The sequence below is a fragment of the Cytobacillus gottheilii genome (assembly GCF_018582665.1).
Taxonomy (GTDB): Bacteria; Bacillota; Bacilli; order Bacillales; family Cytobacillaceae; genus Cytobacillus; species Cytobacillus gottheilii.
The window spans coordinates 2,059,232-2,076,069 of sequence record NZ_CP071709.1; the positions used below are offsets into that span (position 1 = coordinate 2,059,232).

Consider the following 16,838-nt stretch of genomic DNA (forward strand, 5'->3'; position numbering starts at 1 on the left):
ATGTAGCCTTCACATAAAATAACACGGATAGATGGTAAAACCCGTGTTTGTTATTGAAACGTTAATGAAATGTAATCTATTGTGAAAATTTTTCATGAATTGTAATGAAGCGGCGCATAAACAAGTGCTAAAATGTTTATAATGGTTAGATGTTCAAGGCTCAGCACAAAATAGATACGTTTAACTCTGAAAACCAGCGGCTGATATGGTACGATTAGGATAGACCAATAAATCGGTCATTTAGTTTAAAAAGGCAGTGTGAACGATATTGAATGAAAAACAGAAGCTTCTAGTAATTATTGGGCCAACAGCATCAGGTAAAACAAACTTAAGCATTCAGCTTGCTAAAAAGTATAATGGTGAAATTATTAGCGGCGATTCGATGCAAATTTACAGATCCATGGACATCGGGACGGCAAAGATCAGTCCTGCTGAGATGGAAGGAATCCCTCATTATTTAATTGATATTAAAGAACCTGATGAAGCGTTTTCTGCTGCAGAATTTCAGCAGCTTGTACGTCGGCAGATAGATGAAATTTCATCGCGCGGCAAACTGCCGATCATAGCAGGCGGAACAGGTTTGTACATACAGTCTGTTATTTATGATTATCAATTTTCAGATGCTCCATCTGATGAGGAATTTCGAAAAGAACTTGAAAAAAAAGCAGAGAAACAAGGACATGACGCTCTATATGCAGAGCTTGAGAAGATTGATCCATTGAGTGCGGAAAATATCCATCCCAATAATGTGAGGCGTGTCATTAGAGCGCTGGAGGTATACCACTGTACGGGAATTCCTGTGTCACAGTGGCAGGAAAAACAGCAGCCGGAATTACTATATGATACCTCTATCATTGGTCTTACGATGGAGCGGGATTTGCTTTATAGCCGCATTAACAGCCGCGTAGATCTTATGATGAGAGAAGGGCTTCTGCAGGAAGTACAAGGTCTTTATGAAAAAGGAATCCGCAATTATCCATCTATTCAGGCAATAGGCTATAAAGAAATTTATGATTATATTGAAGGCAGAGCAACACTTGAAACAGCTGTTGATAATTTGAAACAAAATTCAAGAAGATATGCCAAAAGGCAGCTGACTTGGTTTAGAAACAAAATGGATGTGGAATGGTTTGATATGACAAACGCTCTAAAGGAAGAGCAATGGCAAAAAAAATTCGCTGAAATTTGTTTCCATATTGAAGGAAAGCTTGGAGTTAAATCGAATACATATTACTAGAGATAAAAGAGGAGGATACATGATGAAAACATCCATTAATATTCAAGACCAATTTTTAAACCAGCTCCGCAAGGATAATGCGAATGTAACCGTTTTTCTTCTAAATGGTTTTCAAATTAGGGGGCAAGTGAAGGGCTTCGATAATTTTACTGTCTTATTTGAATCAGAAGGCAAGCAGCAGCTTGTATATAAGCATGCTATTTCCACTTTCGCTCCACAGCGAAATGTTCAGCTTGATATGGAAGGCCAAAAATAACAACGAAAAAACTGCCGCAAATCAATTTTCATCTTTTGCGGCAGTCTTTTTTTTATCTTTTAAAAATTCACCCCGCCATTTTTTCTGTACACAACAACTTTTCCTGCATTCAACTTTTCCTTACTTGAACAAATATATTGGCCGAGTTTCAATTTGTACTAATGATTTTACGTTTAACCGAATATACATAAACAAAGTTTATGATAAAACTAGATCAGACATCACACCAAAACCTTTTCGCACGGAGGGAATTCTTTCAGGTTCAAGTGTAATCTGAAATTCCTCTAATTCAGGCAATGGACCTTTACACATACAACTTACATCTGTGCCTAAGAATGAGAGGTGAAGGCATTTGGATCAGCCGATTCGCTTAAAAAATAATGGGCAAATCAGCATCGTTCTAAATTCGCAAAAAAAGAAAACATATACAAAAGAACTGCCGGATGCACCAGCAGCACCAAAGCAGCTCCCTGCAGAGCATAGTGCGCTAAAGGAAATAGAAGAAGAGCTTGGTGCATTGGTTGGCATGGAAGAGATGAAACGATTAATAAAAGAAATTTATGCTTGGATATACATTAATAAAAAGAGAGAAGAAGCAGGCCTGCGAGCTGGAAAACAAGCACTTCATATGATGTTTAAAGGCAATCCAGGCACAGGAAAAACGACAGTAGCAAGACTGATTGGCAAACTGTTTCTTAAAATGAATGTGCTATCGAAAGGGCATCTGATTGAGGCAGAAAGAGCGGATCTTGTAGGAGAATATATTGGCCATACCGCCCAGAAGACAAGGGATCTAGTTAAAAAAGCATTAGGCGGTATTTTGTTCATTGACGAAGCTTATTCACTTGGGCGCGGAGGAGAAAAGGATTTTGGAAAAGAAGCTATTGATACACTTGTAAAACATATGGAAGACAAACAGCATGAATTTATCCTAATTTTAGCAGGTTATTCAAGGGAAATGGATTTCTTCTTAACCTTAAACCCTGGTCTGCATTCCCGTTTCCCGCTTGTTGTAGACTTTCCAGATTACAATATTGATCAGCTGATGGAAATTGCTGATTTAATGCTGAAGGAGAAAGAATACACATTAAGTCATGAAGCAGAAAAGAAATTAAGAGAACATTTGTATGATGTGAAAAACGGATATAGTTCTAATAGTTTTTCGAATGGACGCTATGTGCGGAATGTGATTGAAAAATCCATCCGCACCCAAGCTATGCGTTTATTAATGCAAAATATATATGACCGCCATGAACTGATGACGATCAGGAGTAATGATCTTGTAATCGAGGAAGTAAAGTAGGCAGCAGAAAATATTTGTAATAAAAAAGACATGAGCTGAAATTTTTTTCACTCATGTCTTTTTCTATAGAATGAACTCACTCGGGGCTGGGCAAGCGACTTTCGCTTTTCTATGTTCCCAGCCGTTTTGTCGGCAGTTTCCATTTATAAGTATATGAAAGAACTCGCAGTGCTGTAATAATTGCAAATAATGCATACAGTTCAAAAGAATTGGCTGCTATTTTGAGGCCAATTGCCAATCCGCACAAAATGGCCCAAACAGCATAAATCTCCGAGCGGAGGACGAGAGGTTTTCTTCTCGCCAGCACATCACGGATCATGCCGCCGCCGCTTCCAGTCAAAACAGCTGCAACCAACACAGCGCTGAGCGGATGATTCATTTCTGTTGCATATAACGCTCCTTGAATGGCAAATGCCGATAAGCCAATCGCGTCAGTAAAATTGCCCCACCGCTGCCAGTGTTTTAATAACCGATTCGGAAAAAGCATGACAGCTGTAATGGAAAGCAGGGCAATCTGAAAAAACATTCCTTGTTCCCATAAGGCTGAGACAGGTACACCGATCAGCAAATTTCGAATTGCCCCGCCGCCAAAAGCAGTCACAATTCCTAATATATAAATACCTAAAATATCATATTCTTCTTCCATCGCTACAATGGCACCGCTTACTGCAAATGCAATCGTACCGATCATACTTAAAACATCCCAAGCCATCTTCGTTCTCCTCTATGCTGTAATATCTCTGTGTGCAAACATATAAATTTTACCACGTATAATGTGTTTTACAACTGATTTTTACAGAAAAAAAGTTTTTTATTTTAAAACCAAGCAGATCCAAGATTTATTGCATGTTTGCCTGTGACAAGGGGAATGTAAACATAAATTACAATCTGGATTAGTGAATAGAACAATAATCTGATATGATATTCACAGAATCGAAAGGAAAGAAGGAGACAGATGGAACAAAAGAATGAACGTGAAAAAGTAATCCTCGTAGGCTGCCAGACAGAAGAGGATGATCTGCATTTTACATATTCAATGGAAGAACTAGCTTCTCTGACTTCTACAGCAAAAGGTACAGTGCTTGCTGAATTAACGCAGAAAAGAGAACGGGTGCACCCCTCTACTTATATCGGCAAAGGCAAAGTTGAAGAACTTTCTGTTCTGCAGGAAGAGCTGGAAGCCGATCTGATTATTTTTAATGATGAGCTTTCGCCAAGTCAGGTCCGGAATTTATCTGCCAATGTGTCAGCACGAATTATTGATCGCTCACAGCTTATTTTAGACATTTTTGCAACGCGCGCCCGCTCGCGTGAAGGGAAGCTGCAGGTCGAGCTAGCTCAGCTTCAATATATACTTCCACGCCTTGCTGGACAAGGGACACAGCTTTCAAGACTTGGGGGCGGAATTGGAACTAGAGGACCTGGTGAGACAAAACTGGAATCAGATCGCCGTCATATTCGTCGCAGGCTCGATGATATTAAAGAGCAATTAGATTCGATTGTTAAACACCGGGAGCGGTACAGAGAACGAAGGAAGAAAAATAAAGTTTTTCAAATTGCACTGGCTGGCTACACAAATGCCGGTAAATCAACATTATTTAACAGGCTATCCGAAGCAGACTCTTTTGAAGAAAATCAGCTTTTCGCCACATTAGATCCAATGACAAGAAAAATTGTGCTGCCAAGCGGTTTTGTTGCACTGCTGACAGATACGGTTGGCTTTATACAAGATTTGCCGACTGCGTTAATCGCTGCTTTTCGCTCAACGCTCGAAGAAGTGAAGGAAGCTGATCTGCTGCTTCATGTCGTTGATATGTCAAACCCGGATTACTTTCAGCATGAACAAACAGTGCAAAAGCTGATTGAAGAACTTGAGGATGAAAAAATTCCGCAAATCACGGTTTATAACAAAAGGGATGCTGTCCATCCGGATTTTGTGCCAACTTCAGGCAGAGATATGATTCAAATCAGCGCTTTAGACGGGGAAGACAGACTGCTCTTAAAACAAAAAATCGAACAGCATATGCTGCAGATGATGGAAGAATACCATGTATCTGTTCCTTCAAGTGAGGGCAAGCTTCTGTCGCAGCTGAAAAACGATACCGTCTTGCGCGAGCTTGTTTTTAATGAAGAAACACAAGAATATATGTGTAAAGGGTTTTACATGGCTGACCATCAAATAGCGGGCAGCTTAAAACAATATAAAATCTAGAGGAGAACACCATGTTTCAACATTTATCATTTCAAGAAAAAATTCAGCCGATTGTAAAGGAAGCTGAAGAACAAATTGCACCTATACTAAAGAAAATTGACGAGCGGATCGACGAAAACCAATATCGCGTCTTAAAAAGCTTCCAGGATCATCAAGTCAGTGATTCGCACTTTATCCCTTCAACGGGGTATGGATATGACGATCATGGCAGAGATACACTTGAAGCCATTTATGCGCAAACGTTTGGCGGGGAAGCAGGACTTGTCCGTCCGCAGATCATTTCAGGAACACACGCCATTTCAATCGCGTTATTTGGCGTACTGCGTCCTGGCGATGAACTTTTATATATAACAGGAAAACCATATGACACATTAGAGGAAATCGTCGGAATCCGAGGCGATGGGATCGGCTCATTAAAGGACTTTGGCATTTCATATAATAGTGTTCCACTTACGAATGAAGGAAACATTGACTATCAGGCTGTAGAAACAGCGATTAAGCCTAATACGAAAATGATCGGTATTCAGCGCTCGAAAGGCTACGCAACCAGACCATCCTTTACAATTCAGCAAATCAAAGAAATGATCACTTTTGTAAAAGAGACCAAACCGAATGTTGTCGTTTTTGTTGATAACTGCTATGGAGAATTTGTAGAAGAGCAGGAGCCATGCCATGTTGGAGCCGATTTAATGGCAGGATCATTGATTAAAAATCCGGGCGGCGGTTTGGCAAAAACAGGCGGCTATATTGTCGGCAAGAAAAACTGGGTCGAGGCTTGTTCCTACAGAATGACTTCTCCAGGAATTGGTGCGGAAGCAGGAGCTTCCTTATACAGCCTTCAAGAAATGTATCAAGGCTTCTTTCTTGCTCCGCATGTTGTCGGGCAGGCGCTAAAGGGTGCGGTTTTCACCTCGGCTGTTTTGGAAAAGTTCGGCATGAATGCCACACCAAAATGGGATGAACCAAGAACAGACTTAATTCAGGCCGTCCAATTCGATGATCCTGACAAAATGATTGCCTTTTGCCAGGCCATTCAATTTGCATCACCAATCAATTCGCATGTAACCCCATACGCAAGCTACATGCCCGGGTATGAAAATGATGTTATAATGGCAGCCGGCACATTTATTCAAGGTGCAAGCATCGAACTAACTGCGGACGGTCCTATCAGACCGCCATACGCAGCCTATGTTCAAGGCGGACTAACATACTCTCATGTAAAAATGGCTGTCTGCATTGCATTGAATCGATTGCTCGAGAAAGGTTTAATTTCATTATAAAAGGGAATGTTTGAAGGGCAGCTGCCGTGCAGCTGTCTTTTTTTCATACATAATGTGGGATCTTAAATGATGGGATTAGAAAAGCGTGATGAAAGTGCCTGTCAGCGGATAGAATGGTGGCTGAAGGGAACTATGGCGTGGGGAAAGTGCCTGTTAGCAGGGAAAATAGAGCCTGAAGGGAACTAAGTTGTGGCGAAAGTGCCCGTCAGCAGAGAAAAGGGAGCCTGAAGGGAACAAAGGCATTGCGAAAGAGCCCGTCAGCAAGAAAAAGAGAGCCTGAAGGGAACAAAGACAACGCGAAAGAGCCCGTCAGCAAGAAAAAGAGGTTCTGAAGGGAACTAAGGCAACGCGAAAGAGCCCGTCAGCAGAGAAAACAGAGTCTGAAGGGAACTAACGCGCCCCCAAAGTGCCCGCCAGACAAAAAAAGCTCCGACAGTAAAAAAGAAACCAATCTATCCACACCATCCAAAAGAATAAAAACCAAAGCATAACAGTCCTTGCAGGAAAACATAATAGGTAAAGAGAATGTGTAAATATCATGTGTTAAAATTTTTATGTCATAAAATATAACATTGTGTTGACAGGAAATCTAACATTACATATAATAAACACATGAAATCAAATAAAGGAGGAGAGACGATTGACTGGAAGTGAAATTCGTCGCTCCATGCCGCTCTTTCCAATTGGAATCGTCATGCAGCTGACCGAGCTTACAGCGCGTCAGATCCGCTACTATGAGGAACACCAGTTGATTTCTCCGGCAAGAACTGACACAAACAGAAGATTATATTCTTTAAACGACATTGACAAACTATTAGAAATCAAAGATTTAATTGATCAAGGCATTAATATGGCTGGCATCAAACAGCTGTTTTTAGTGAAAGAAGATCAAACCGTTTCTGGGGAACTAAATAAGCAAGAAGAAAAAGTGAGACAGGAGTTAACGGATACTGAATTGAGAAAGCTGCTTAGGAAAGAATTGATGCAAGCTGGCCGTTTCAACCGGACTTCTACCCGCCAAGGCGATATGTCCCGCTTTTTCCATTAAAATATTAAACTTGTAATTCATTAAGGGAGGAAAAACCAGTGGCAAAATTTACAAAAGAAGATATTACACGTATTGCAGAAGAGGAAAATGTAAAGTTTATCCGCTTGCAGTTCACTGACATTTTAGGAACTATTAAAAACGTTGAGATTCCAATTAGCCAGCTTGAAAAGGCTTTGGATAACAAAATGATGTTTGACGGATCTTCAATCGAAGGATTCGTGCGTATTGAAGAATCTGATATGTACTTATATCCTGATCTTGACACTTGGGTTGTATTCCCTTGGACAGCTGAAAAAGGAAAAGTTGCACGTCTAATCTGTGATATCTATAGCCCAGATGGAACTCCTTTTGATGGAGATCCTCGTAATAACTTAAGAAGAATTCTAAGTGAAATGGAAGAGCTGGGATTCACTGATTTCAATCTTGGACCTGAGCCTGAATTTTTCTTATTCAAATTAGATCAAGCTGGTGAACCAACACTTGAGCTAAACGATAACGGAGGATATTTTGACCTTGCACCAACAGACTTAGGTGAAAACTGCCGCCGTGATATCGTACTTGAGCTTGAAGAAATGGGCTTTGAAATTGAAGCATCTCACCATGAGGTTGCACCTGGACAGCATGAAATTGATTTTAAATATGCTGATGCCCTAACAGCGTGTGACCAAATTCAAACATTCAAGCTAGTTGTTAAAACAATCGCTCGTAAGCACGGATTGCATGCTACATTCATGCCAAAACCATTATTCGGTGTAAACGGTTCTGGTATGCACTGTAACGTTTCTTTATTTAAAGATGGTAAAAACTCTTTCTACGATGAAAATGGCGAATTGCAATTAAGCGAAACAGCTCGCAACTTCATCGCTGGTATTATCAAGCATGCACCTAGTTTCACAGCTGTTACAAACCCAACAGTTAACTCATACAAGCGTTTAGTGCCTGGTTATGAAGCTCCATGTTATGTTGCATGGTCTGCTAGAAACCGTTCACCGCTAATCCGTATCCCGGCTTCACGCGGCGTAAGTACTCGCGTAGAAGTCCGCAGCGTAGACCCTGCTGCTAACCCGTACCTAGCCATGGCTGTTCTATTAAAAGCTGGCTTAGACGGCGTGAAAAACAAATTAACTCCTCCAGCTCCAGTAGACCGCAACATCTACGTTATGAGCAAAGAAGAGCGCGAAGCAGAAGGTATCGTTGATCTTCCATCAACACTTGCAAGCGCACTTGATAACCTTAAAAAGGATGAAATCATGGTTGATGCTCTTGGAGAGCATATCCTTGAACACTTCCTTGAAGCAAAAGAAATTGAATGGGATATGTTCCGCACTCAAGTTCATCCATGGGAGCGCGAGCAATACCTGCAAATGTATTAATAAGTGGAATCCCTTGATGCGTATAGCATCAAGGGGTTTTTATTTTTGAACAATAAGTCAAATTCATATTCGCACAAATTCCCCCCCAACAAACTATGCAATAATCTTTCCGCCTTTTTCCAGAGTGTTTTATTTTAAGGATACTATTACATATTTCTTTAAAGAATTTCTTATATTAGCCTTTTTCTATTTAATCCCCATACACATATCCATTATTCCACTAGACTTTAGTTTGTTTTAATAAATCACTCAAATAGGGTACTCATAAAGAAAAACATCCAATTTTCATAGACTATTATTTTAGTCTAGCTGCCAAACAATGTAAAAATGACTCATTTTATTTTTGAGGCAAAATTCAAGGGGACAAGCACAGACAAAAAACTTTAAATATTAATAGTATAAAACATATTAAGAAAAGGAAGGTGATTTGTATTGAAGATTGAAAACTATATGAAAAAAAGGAGATTATGGAAACAAAGTAAACAACCTATTTTGCGAAATGGGAAAAAGGCTCCTTTTCCTCCAGCTTGGAGAAATCCAATGCTATTTCCAATTACAGATCTGGAACCAGAATCAGAACAAGCAATCGAACTAGAAATGGAATCAGTACAAGAAATAGAGGTTGAATCTGAGCAAATACTAGATCCAGAACTAGATCCTCTTGCATGTATGACCACTGCACAGCTTCGTAACTTTTTTGCAAACAACCCTGCAGGAAGCTTTGTTGAGGTAAATTATCTAGGATACAATGGCACAGTATTAAAAACAGCATGTGGATTTATTAGCCAGTTTGATGGATTTGAGCTAGTGCTTACACCAACTGAAGCTGGTTATCCAATTGTGCGTATACCAGCGAACATCATCTGCAGTATAAATTAAACATGACCAAAAGATAACCCTTAAAAAAGTATAAGCTAGAAAGACACCCCGTAAATGTTAGACATTAACGGGGTGTCTTTAAGAAGAAACGTCGTTTGGAGTAATTAATAGGTGGAAAATTTCGAAAAATAATTATGATGGGTTGAATGGATTTGGGAATTGCTGTAAGATTAAGGTGGTTAGAAGATGAAAAGGGGGATTTCTATGGGATGGTTCTACCTTGTTCTAATTGTTCTAACGACAGGATTTGGTCTTTGGGGATTGGTTTCTAGAGAAAAGTGGCTGAAAAAACAAGCAGATAAGCTTAAAGACCAATAAGATTTCGTGCAAATATTTTTCTAGCCTAGATAGTGTTTTATTCACAGCTCTTTCCAAGATGTAAAAATTTTAAAAGTTGACCCCAATACTATTGCTGTTTGATGGGGTCTTTACTATTGTTTAAAAATTATATAAAGTATCTAAGTTTTTAAAGGATTCAGAAGGGTACAATTTGATTCAAATGGAGGCAGTTATGAATCAAACAAATCAGCTGAGTACAAAAGTCAAAATAGTGTTATTGTTTTTTGCCTTTTTAGCTAGTCTTATCATCATTGTTGCAGCCTTGATATGTTATAACATTTTCCAAGAGCAAAAAGAATTAAATGAATTACAGTTAAGGGTTGAAGAATATGTTACTTCTAAATACAAGGAAGCAAAGATAGAAGAAATGAGTACTGAAACATCGCTTAAAGGCGAACAGCTTGCATATATTGTATTTGAGGATGAACCAAACTCTACTTATATTTATGGAGAAGGCACAAGCAGAATCATGCAGCTTGGACCTAACCCGCCAGAAGGTGAGAAGGAGAATTATAAATATCTTGAGAATTAAGTCCAATTTGTAATAGTGGCTTTATTTTCATTCGGTAGCCACTTTCATGTAAAAATACTTAAAGAGTACTAATGTTAAAAGAATGAATTAGTTTTGGTCATCCTCAGACACCCAAGTGTTAACTGATATCTCTTTTGGAAGGATCTTTTTTATTTCTTCCAATGTGGATGTATCTATTTTATAGCCTATGAATTCAGTTCCATAATGCTCTGCATTAAAGGTAGAATGACCATGTTTGCTAAGAAATACAGAAAACCATTTTAATCTTTTAGAAGGTGTCAGATAGTCTGTTATTATATATTTTTTCACTTGTTTAGTAAGTTTTCCTGAGAAGATTGACATGTTGTGTTCTGCTCTAAATGTTAGTTCGGTACTAAGCTCTGTGTAAAGCTCGTCTAATACATCCTGATCCGAGCTCCAGCAATGTATTTGGATTTCATCGCTAGCGGATAAAAAAACAGACATCAAGGGTTTCCAATAGCTATAATCATAGGATATTCTTTCATCTAAGACAGTATATTCGATGGTATTGACTTCAAAATGTATATTAATAGACATGTTTTAACTCCTTTAATCAGATAATAGGAGTTTAGCAAGAAATATACAATTATGATAGTCCAGGTTCATGTATATGTTCTTTTTTGACTCAGAAAAAAACCGAGCCAGCTATTCCGACTCGGTTCTTTCTATTAGTGATTCGTTCGATATGAACGATTTGTTTCTTCTGCTGTTACCGGCTTAAACAACAGCCCAATGGATACTAAACCAGCTATACCGACTAATCCATATACAATACGTGAAGCAATGGCTTCTTGTCCGCCAAAGATTGTGGCAACAAGGTCAAATTGGAAGAAACCAACGAGCCCCCAATTGACAGCTCCGATGATCACGAGTACTAGTGCGACTTTTTGTAAGACTGACATGGTTTTGCCTCCTTTTATCGTGTGTAGTATATGCTTACTATTTATATACACTTATAAAAGAAAGATAAACATGTTCATTATACGGCAAGATTTCCCAATGCACTTTTGATATCTTTATAGACTTTAATCTTCCTTAACTGTTCGATATATGTTTGGGTGGAAACTGCCATATTAGGTGAAAAACCAGTAAGAACGAGCTCAATACCGAGCAGATTAAGCATTTTATGTATATTTCCAATATTGATTCCGAATTGATCATCAAAAAAGGCGAGTCCTGATAAATCAATAATGACAATTTGATTATGTCTAATGATTTCTGAAGCCGAAATCTCGTTATATAAGACTTCAACTCTCTCAAATGTGAGGGAACCGATTAGAGGGATAACCGAAATGGAGTTTGTAATTGGTACAATAGGGGTGGAAAGTCTTTGCACTTCTTTAAGTGTGTCTTCCAGCTCCAGCTTCGTTTCGTATTGTTCAGTAACATCTTTTTGCACGCCAATAAAAAAAGTGCGATCGGTATTATCTATATATATTGGATCAATAATTAATTCATTACGAAACGGTGTACCATCCTTACGGTAATTGATAAGCTCCACATGAATGGACTTTTTTTCTTTGATGCCCTGCGAAATAGATTGAACAACAGCACGTTCTGTATCTGCTCCCTGGAGAAAACGGCAATTTTTCCCAAGAACATCCTCTTCGGTATAGCCGGTTAGGTTCGTAAAGCCTTTATTAATATAGACGATCGGATTATCATCTTTTTCAGGATCAGTAATTACCACCCCGACATTTGTTGCATCTAAAGCTTGTTTGAGAAATGGTGTAAAGATGTCATTCATATGTTCCCTAATCACTAAAACTCTCTCCCCCTTCATTAATTGTTATATTCTTATTAAAACATACCTTGAAGTAAAATTGTAGCGAAGGCTATTGACTACTTCTTTTACATATTAAGAAATTGAACATATTATTATGCCTCATTTATGCTAAAATTATATGAAGATTTTACTAGTGTGACACAATTCATCATATCTAATAATTTTACATAAAAAAGAAATAAATGAGGAGATGATTACTTTTGACAGTTCTATGTATTGTTAGGCACGGACAGACTGATTGGAATGCAGAAGGAAAATTACAAGGAAGCACAGACATTCCTTTAAATATGAATGGAGTAAAACAGGCTGAGCTGTGTGCTGCCTATTTAAACCAAGATAAGTGGGACATTATTCTAACCAGTCCGCTTTCAAGAGCAAAGAAAACAGCTGAAATCATTCAGAATCAAGTTGGGGTACCATTAAAAGTAATGGAGGATTTCACGGAAAGGCATTTTGGTAAAGCTGAAGGCATGACACCGGAGGAGCGTCAGCAGCATTTTCCGGATAAGAATTACACAGATATGGAAACAGTGGAGGAGTTAACCACCCGGCTGCAGGAAGGATTAATGAGAATCAGCAGGGAATATCCGAATCAGAAAGTTTTGCTTGTGGCCCATGGTGCAGTCATTCATGCAATCCTAGCTGCGAACGCATTAGATGCTGAGCTATTTAATCAAATTCGTTTAGAGAATGCTTGCCTTAATAATATGACTTTTAAAGAAGATAAGTGGTCCATCAAAGATTATAATGTGATCCATCATTTACAGGAAAGTGAGGAAAAGTAATGAAAACCTCTACGATTTTAAAGTGGATAACTGGTGGTTTTGAAGCGGCGCTGGGCATTCCTTTTTTGGGAGGATTATTAATTTTAAGTACGGCATGGACACCGTTATTTGTCATGCTGGTACTACACATCGTGACACTTGTATTCAGTGCAAATGAAGGCGAAAAGAAACATGGCAGCATTTTAGGCATTGTTACCTCTGTTGTTGGGTTTATTCCTGTAATAGGAATGGTGATGCATATCATCACCGCCATCTTGCTTATGATTGATGCAGCAAAGTCGAACAAAAAGGCCGAAATAGAAGATTTTTAAGTGAACGAGCCACCGTCAGCAGTGGCTCGTTTTTCCGTTATGCATCAGTACTTATTGTGTAAGATTATTTAAGTCTTGGATGCAATCTTGAACCAGTGTAACTGCCTGACTCATAGCAGCGCCGCCGCCAAATGCCGCCGTAACGCCAATTGCTTCATAGATTTCCTGTTCACTGCACCCTTGGTCCAGACAGCCTTTTGTATGATAAATGATGCAATATTCATCCTGAGAGTAAAGGCTGATCCCAAGAGCGATTAATTGCTTGTCTTTTTGAGATAGAGTTCCCTCGCGAAAACATTCCTCAGTAAAAGCATAAAAGTGAGAAGCAAGTTCAGGCATCTTTTTTGTAAATGTGCCAAGTCCCTCTTTATAATGCAGCAATGCTGCCTCAGTTTGGTTAGACGCATGTAAATCCATGAGATTCATCTCCATTCCAATTTATTTAGCATCGTTAGTATAAACCATTGGCTTCATCCTTACCCGAAAGCTTTTTAGAAACTATTTCCACTATATAGAAATCATAATTTCCACTGTTGATCGGCAAAATGAGTGTATACATTTCGAAAGTGGTGATCAATTTGGAATACAGCCAATATAGTAATGAATACCAAGCGGGAGACATTGTTTATATTTTTTATCGTAATCCGCACACACAGGATGTGGCAAATATTCAGGAAGCTGCTGTTGTTAATAATCCCGAAGATCCTCAATCTTTAGCTGTCTTTGTATATGAAACGTATTATCCGCTGACAAATGAAATGGCGGTATATTCAACACCTCAAGAAGCAGAGGCTGCTTATCAGGAATACTTCGGGAATATAGATGGAGGAAATGGATTATATGATGAGACCTTTTAAGCCGCAGCTCGTTTATTTTGAGCCTAATGCACTTGATTATCCTTTAGGAGAAACTTTATACGATCGATTTAAGGAAATGGGTCTCGATATCCGTTATACAACCTCTCATAATCAGATCCGCAATTTACCAGGAGAGAATGATTTTCAAAAATACAGAGTGGCGAAATCCACATTAGTGGTTGGTATTAGAAAAACCTTAAAGTTTGATACCTCGAAACCATCTGCGGAATATGCCATTCCATTTGCCACTGGCTGTATGGGTCATTGCCATTATTGCTATCTGCAGACGACGATGGGAAGTAAGCCGTATATTCGTACTTACGTTAATGTGGATGAAATCTTGGATGCAGCTGATAAGTATATGGAAGAAAGATCACCAGAAATTACACGGTTTGAAGCATCCTGTACATCGGATATTGTTGGAATTGATCATCTGACACATAGTTTAAAAAGAGCTATTGAACATTTCGGCAGGTCAGAACATGGAAAACTTCGCTTTGTTACAAAGTTTCATCATGTTGATCATCTGCTGGATGCAGAGCACAACGGAAAAACCCGGTTTCGCTTTAGCGTGAATGCCGATTATGTTATTAAAAATTTTGAGCCTGGCACATCACCGCTGGCAAAGAGAATTGAAGCAGCGGGGAAGGTAGCCAGAGCAGGGTATCCTCTAGGGTTTATCGTTGCGCCAATTTATTTGCACGAAGGATGGCAGGACGGATATTATCATATGTTTGAACGCCTTCATGATGAATTACCCGAGGATGCGAAAAAGGATATTACATTTGAGTTTATCCAGCACCGGTTTACCAAGCCTGCAAAAAAGGTCATTCAGAAAAACTACCCAATGACAAAGCTGGAGTTAGATGAGGAAAAACGCCGCTACAAATGGGGAAAATACGGAATAGGCAAGTATATTTATCAGAAAGACGAACAAGAGGAAATTCAAAAAAGCTTATACGCTTATATGGAGAAATTCTTTCCTAATGCAAAATTGGAGTATTTTACATGAGTGATTAAGGTGAAGAAAGCCGATACTATTTGTGGGTGAAAGAAATAACGCCTACTAACATCGATGTGGAGGGAAATACATGAACATTCGTGAAGGTATGATTCCAACTGCACTAGGTACGGCTGTAACAGCTACTGGATATGCACTTAAGCAAAAGCGTGGCAGCAACAAAATGATGGCTAACACATTATTTGGATTTGGACTTGCACACGTAGTTTTAGGTGTTATTGACCTTGTAGAGCATCGACGTTAGAAAGGATGAGGCGTGCAAAAGACTTGCACGCCTATTCTTTTTTCTCTCGCAGCTTTAATAAGTCCAATCCTTTTAGGATAGCCTCTCCGCCTAATCCAGCGATCATGGCAGTAACAATAACTGCTATGACAGATTTAGGATTTGCAGATAAAACCACTAGTACAGCCGCTAATGACCCCATAATAACATCTTCAAAAAATCCCAGATAGATAAATCGTTTTGTTTTGCGCGGCTTGATCAGCTTGCCGTTTTTTTGAATATGTGCTGCTACACCGACAAATGCACCGATACAGAAAGAAAGTAACATGTTCAATAACATAGCCCTTCACACTCCTAAAGCCGAGATTTTTTGAAGCGACCTTAGTTAGAATCATGTTGTATTACCAGTATATAGGAATTTTCCAAAAATAGCATGGTTAATTATAACGAATTTTCAGATAACTATATAGGTGATGCGGCATGTATATTGAATCCCACGCATAGAACAAAAGTTCGGTTTGGTGATTTTTTATATCGTGGCAATGAAAAAAGGCGATTGTCAGGTCGGAAACAACGATAAAAATAGCTGGATACTATATTTGTATATACCTTTTAGCAGATAAAAGAAAAAGCATGCAGGTATTCTGCATGCTCTGTTTGCCATATTAATGCATTTGACGATAAACACCAGTAACTTTTCCTAAAATTGAAACATGACGAAGGATGATTGGTTCCATAGTTGAATTTTCGGGCTGAAGCCGGAAATAGTCTTTTTCTTTGAAGAAACGTTTAACAGTAGCCTCGTCATCTTCAGTCATTGCGACTACAATATCACCATTATTAGCTGTGCTTTGCTGTTTAACTACAACATAGTCACCATCTAAAATGCCAGCTTCTATCATACTATCACCCATAATCTCCAGCATGAAAACATGTTCATCTGGAGGTGCAAGACGCTCTGGAAGGGGAAAGTACTCTTCAACATTTTCGATTGCAGTAATAGGCTGACCGGCAGTAACTTTTCCGACAATAGGTACGTTAATGGTATTTACCTTCGGGATATGAGTTTCCTCAAGATCCAATATTTCAATTGCCCTAGGCTTTGTAGGATCCCTTCTAATTAATCCCTTGCTTTCAAGTCTGGCTAAATGGCCATGCACTGTAGAACTGGAAGCAAGTCCAACAGCTTCACCGATTTCTCTCACAGAAGGCGGATACCCTTTCTGTCGGACCTCATCTTTAATAAATTCCAAAATATCCTGCTGTCTTTTTGATAGTTTCAAATTGGATCACGCACCCTTTATTAATATCTTGTCCTGATTATACCATTCTTTTAAAACACATACAAACATAAGTTCGAATTTTCTGTTGACCA

21 protein-coding genes are annotated in these 16,838 nt (G+C 38.9%); 14 read left to right on the plus strand and 7 right to left on the minus strand.

Annotation, left to right across the window (positions count from 1 at the left end; translation table 11 throughout):
- Positions 1-268 precede the first annotated feature (268 nt).
- The 3 genes from miaA to spoVK all read left to right on the plus strand — a co-directional run bounded on the left by miaA (position 269) and on the right by spoVK (position 2,796).
- Positions 269-1,237 (plus strand): tRNA (adenosine(37)-N6)-dimethylallyltransferase MiaA, encoded by a 969-nt coding sequence (miaA, locus tag J1899_RS10150; RefSeq protein ID WP_214478551.1) that lies wholly within the window; start codon positions 269-271, stop codon positions 1,235-1,237.
- Positions 1,238-1,259: 22 nt separating this feature from the next.
- Positions 1,260-1,493 carry an RNA chaperone Hfq gene (gene hfq, locus J1899_RS10155; protein WP_066446348.1) on the plus strand — a complete coding sequence of 78 codons (234 nt, stop codon included), beginning with the start codon at positions 1,260-1,262 and terminating at the stop codon, positions 1,491-1,493.
- Between the two features lie 352 nt (positions 1,494-1,845).
- Positions 1,846-2,796 (plus strand): stage V sporulation protein K, encoded by a 951-nt coding sequence (gene spoVK / locus J1899_RS10160; protein WP_214478552.1) that lies wholly within the window; start codon positions 1,846-1,848, stop codon positions 2,794-2,796.
- 109 nt (positions 2,797-2,905) lie between these two features.
- Here the strand turns inward: spoVK and J1899_RS10165 are convergent, their stop codons facing one another.
- The gene (locus tag J1899_RS10165; protein ID WP_066446344.1) at positions 2,906-3,508 is read right to left on the minus strand and encodes a trimeric intracellular cation channel family protein; all 603 of its coding nucleotides are present in this window, start codon (positions 3,506-3,508) and stop codon (positions 2,906-2,908) included.
- A gap of 243 nt (positions 3,509-3,751) precedes the next feature.
- On the opposite strand from J1899_RS10165, the gene hflX reads away from it, so the two are divergent.
- The 6 genes from hflX (at position 3,752) to J1899_RS10195 (ending at position 10,459) form a co-directional block, all read left to right on the plus strand.
- Positions 3,752-5,008: a GTPase HflX gene (gene hflX / locus J1899_RS10170; protein WP_214478553.1), complete on the plus strand. Its 1,257-nt coding sequence runs from the start codon at positions 3,752-3,754 to the stop codon at positions 5,006-5,008.
- Positions 5,009-5,019: 11 nt separating this feature from the next.
- Positions 5,020-6,288, plus strand: coding sequence for a methionine gamma-lyase family protein (locus J1899_RS10175; protein ID WP_214478554.1), 1,269 nt, complete (start codon positions 5,020-5,022; stop codon positions 6,286-6,288).
- A gap of 640 nt (positions 6,289-6,928) precedes the next feature.
- The gene (locus J1899_RS10180) at positions 6,929-7,336 is read left to right on the plus strand and encodes a MerR family transcriptional regulator (protein ID WP_066446328.1); all 408 of its coding nucleotides are present in this window, start codon (positions 6,929-6,931) and stop codon (positions 7,334-7,336) included.
- A gap of 38 nt (positions 7,337-7,374) precedes the next feature.
- Positions 7,375-8,709 carry a type I glutamate--ammonia ligase gene (gene glnA / locus J1899_RS10185; protein WP_066446325.1) on the plus strand — a complete coding sequence of 445 codons (1,335 nt, stop codon included), beginning with the start codon at positions 7,375-7,377 and terminating at the stop codon, positions 8,707-8,709.
- A 540-nt stretch (positions 8,710-9,249) separates the two neighbouring features.
- Complete coding sequence (locus J1899_RS10190) at positions 9,250-9,588, plus strand: hypothetical protein (RefSeq protein WP_156495797.1); 339 nt, start codon at positions 9,250-9,252, stop codon at positions 9,586-9,588.
- A 511-nt stretch (positions 9,589-10,099) separates the two neighbouring features.
- Entirely contained in the window at positions 10,100-10,459 is a 360-nt protein-coding gene (locus J1899_RS10195; protein WP_214478555.1) for a DUF3139 domain-containing protein, read from the plus strand.
- Positions 10,460-10,546: 87 nt separating this feature from the next.
- Here J1899_RS10195 and J1899_RS10200 read toward each other — a convergent pair whose 3' ends face one another.
- The 3 genes from J1899_RS10200 to ytvA all read right to left on the minus strand — a co-directional run bounded on the left by J1899_RS10200 (position 10,547) and on the right by ytvA (position 12,242).
- Positions 10,547-11,017 carry a hypothetical protein gene (locus J1899_RS10200; protein WP_066446317.1) on the minus strand — a complete coding sequence of 157 codons (471 nt, stop codon included), beginning with the start codon at positions 11,015-11,017 and terminating at the stop codon, positions 10,547-10,549.
- A 131-nt stretch (positions 11,018-11,148) separates the two neighbouring features.
- Complete coding sequence (locus tag J1899_RS10205) at positions 11,149-11,382, minus strand: DUF378 domain-containing protein (protein ID WP_214478556.1); 234 nt, start codon at positions 11,380-11,382, stop codon at positions 11,149-11,151.
- A 77-nt stretch (positions 11,383-11,459) separates the two neighbouring features.
- Positions 11,460-12,242, minus strand: coding sequence for a YtvA family blue-light photoreceptor (ytvA, locus tag J1899_RS10210; RefSeq protein WP_214478557.1), 783 nt, complete (start codon positions 12,240-12,242; stop codon positions 11,460-11,462).
- A 224-nt stretch (positions 12,243-12,466) separates the two neighbouring features.
- Between ytvA and J1899_RS10215 the strand changes: the two genes are divergently transcribed.
- Positions 12,467-13,051, plus strand: a complete 585-nt coding sequence (locus J1899_RS10215) for a histidine phosphatase family protein (RefSeq protein ID WP_214478558.1) — start codon at positions 12,467-12,469, stop codon at positions 13,049-13,051.
- Positions 13,051-13,362 carry a hypothetical protein gene (locus J1899_RS10220; protein WP_066446311.1) on the plus strand — a complete coding sequence of 104 codons (312 nt, stop codon included), beginning with the start codon at positions 13,051-13,053 and terminating at the stop codon, positions 13,360-13,362. The genes J1899_RS10215 and J1899_RS10220 overlap by 1 nt, the downstream gene beginning before the upstream one ends.
- 51 nt (positions 13,363-13,413) lie before the next feature.
- Here J1899_RS10220 and J1899_RS10225 read toward each other — a convergent pair whose 3' ends face one another.
- Positions 13,414-13,779 (minus strand): carboxymuconolactone decarboxylase family protein, encoded by a 366-nt coding sequence (locus J1899_RS10225; protein ID WP_214478559.1) that lies wholly within the window; start codon positions 13,777-13,779, stop codon positions 13,414-13,416.
- 161 nt (positions 13,780-13,940) lie between these two features.
- On the opposite strand from J1899_RS10225, the gene J1899_RS10230 reads away from it, so the two are divergent.
- From J1899_RS10230 to J1899_RS10240, 3 genes are all read left to right on the plus strand, one after another.
- Positions 13,941-14,219 carry a transcriptional regulator SplA domain-containing protein gene (locus tag J1899_RS10230; RefSeq protein WP_066446301.1) on the plus strand — a complete coding sequence of 93 codons (279 nt, stop codon included), beginning with the start codon at positions 13,941-13,943 and terminating at the stop codon, positions 14,217-14,219.
- Positions 14,203-15,231 (plus strand): spore photoproduct lyase, encoded by a 1,029-nt coding sequence (gene splB / locus J1899_RS10235; protein WP_066446299.1) that lies wholly within the window; start codon positions 14,203-14,205, stop codon positions 15,229-15,231. Before J1899_RS10230 ends, splB begins: the two co-directional genes overlap by 17 nt.
- A gap of 79 nt (positions 15,232-15,310) precedes the next feature.
- On the plus strand, positions 15,311-15,484 hold the full coding sequence (locus tag J1899_RS10240) for an asparagine synthase (RefSeq protein ID WP_066446296.1): 174 nt from the start codon (positions 15,311-15,313) through the stop codon (positions 15,482-15,484).
- A 31-nt stretch (positions 15,485-15,515) separates the two neighbouring features.
- Here J1899_RS10240 and J1899_RS10245 read toward each other — a convergent pair whose 3' ends face one another.
- The gene (locus tag J1899_RS10245; protein WP_214478560.1) at positions 15,516-15,803 is read right to left on the minus strand and encodes a DUF4257 domain-containing protein; all 288 of its coding nucleotides are present in this window, start codon (positions 15,801-15,803) and stop codon (positions 15,516-15,518) included.
- A gap of 325 nt (positions 15,804-16,128) precedes the next feature.
- The gene (gene lexA / locus J1899_RS10250) at positions 16,129-16,746 is read right to left on the minus strand and encodes a transcriptional repressor LexA (RefSeq protein ID WP_066446291.1); all 618 of its coding nucleotides are present in this window, start codon (positions 16,744-16,746) and stop codon (positions 16,129-16,131) included.
- Between the last annotated feature and the right edge of the window lie 92 nt (positions 16,747-16,838).

What these genes read in the sequence shown, in the direction of transcription:
- hfq (WP_066446348.1), top strand. Translation starts at nt 1,260, where the DNA reads ATGAAAACATCCATTAATATTCAAGACCAATTTTTAAACCAGCTCCGC.
- J1899_RS10165 (WP_066446344.1), bottom strand. Translation starts at nt 3,508, where the DNA reads ATGGCTTGGGATGTTTTAAGTATGATCGGTACGATTGCATTTGCAGTA.
- hflX (WP_214478553.1), top strand. Translation starts at nt 3,752, where the DNA reads ATGGAACAAAAGAATGAACGTGAAAAAGTAATCCTCGTAGGCTGCCAG.
- J1899_RS10175 (WP_214478554.1), top strand. Translation starts at nt 5,020, where the DNA reads ATGTTTCAACATTTATCATTTCAAGAAAAAATTCAGCCGATTGTAAAG.
- J1899_RS10190 (WP_156495797.1), top strand. Translation starts at nt 9,250, where the DNA reads ATGCTATTTCCAATTACAGATCTGGAACCAGAATCAGAACAAGCAATC.
- J1899_RS10195 (WP_214478555.1), top strand. Translation starts at nt 10,100, where the DNA reads ATGAATCAAACAAATCAGCTGAGTACAAAAGTCAAAATAGTGTTATTG.
- J1899_RS10200 (WP_066446317.1), bottom strand. Translation starts at nt 11,017, where the DNA reads ATGTCTATTAATATACATTTTGAAGTCAATACCATCGAATATACTGTC.
- J1899_RS10205 (WP_214478556.1), bottom strand. Translation starts at nt 11,382, where the DNA reads ATGTCAGTCTTACAAAAAGTCGCACTAGTACTCGTGATCATCGGAGCT.
- J1899_RS10220 (WP_066446311.1), top strand. Translation starts at nt 13,051, where the DNA reads ATGAAAACCTCTACGATTTTAAAGTGGATAACTGGTGGTTTTGAAGCG.
- J1899_RS10225 (WP_214478559.1), bottom strand. Translation starts at nt 13,779, where the DNA reads ATGGATTTACATGCGTCTAACCAAACTGAGGCAGCATTGCTGCATTAT.
- splB (WP_066446299.1), top strand. Translation starts at nt 14,203, where the DNA reads ATGATGAGACCTTTTAAGCCGCAGCTCGTTTATTTTGAGCCTAATGCA.
- J1899_RS10240 (WP_066446296.1), top strand. Translation starts at nt 15,311, where the DNA reads ATGAACATTCGTGAAGGTATGATTCCAACTGCACTAGGTACGGCTGTA.
- J1899_RS10245 (WP_214478560.1), bottom strand. Translation starts at nt 15,803, where the DNA reads ATGTTATTGAACATGTTACTTTCTTTCTGTATCGGTGCATTTGTCGGT.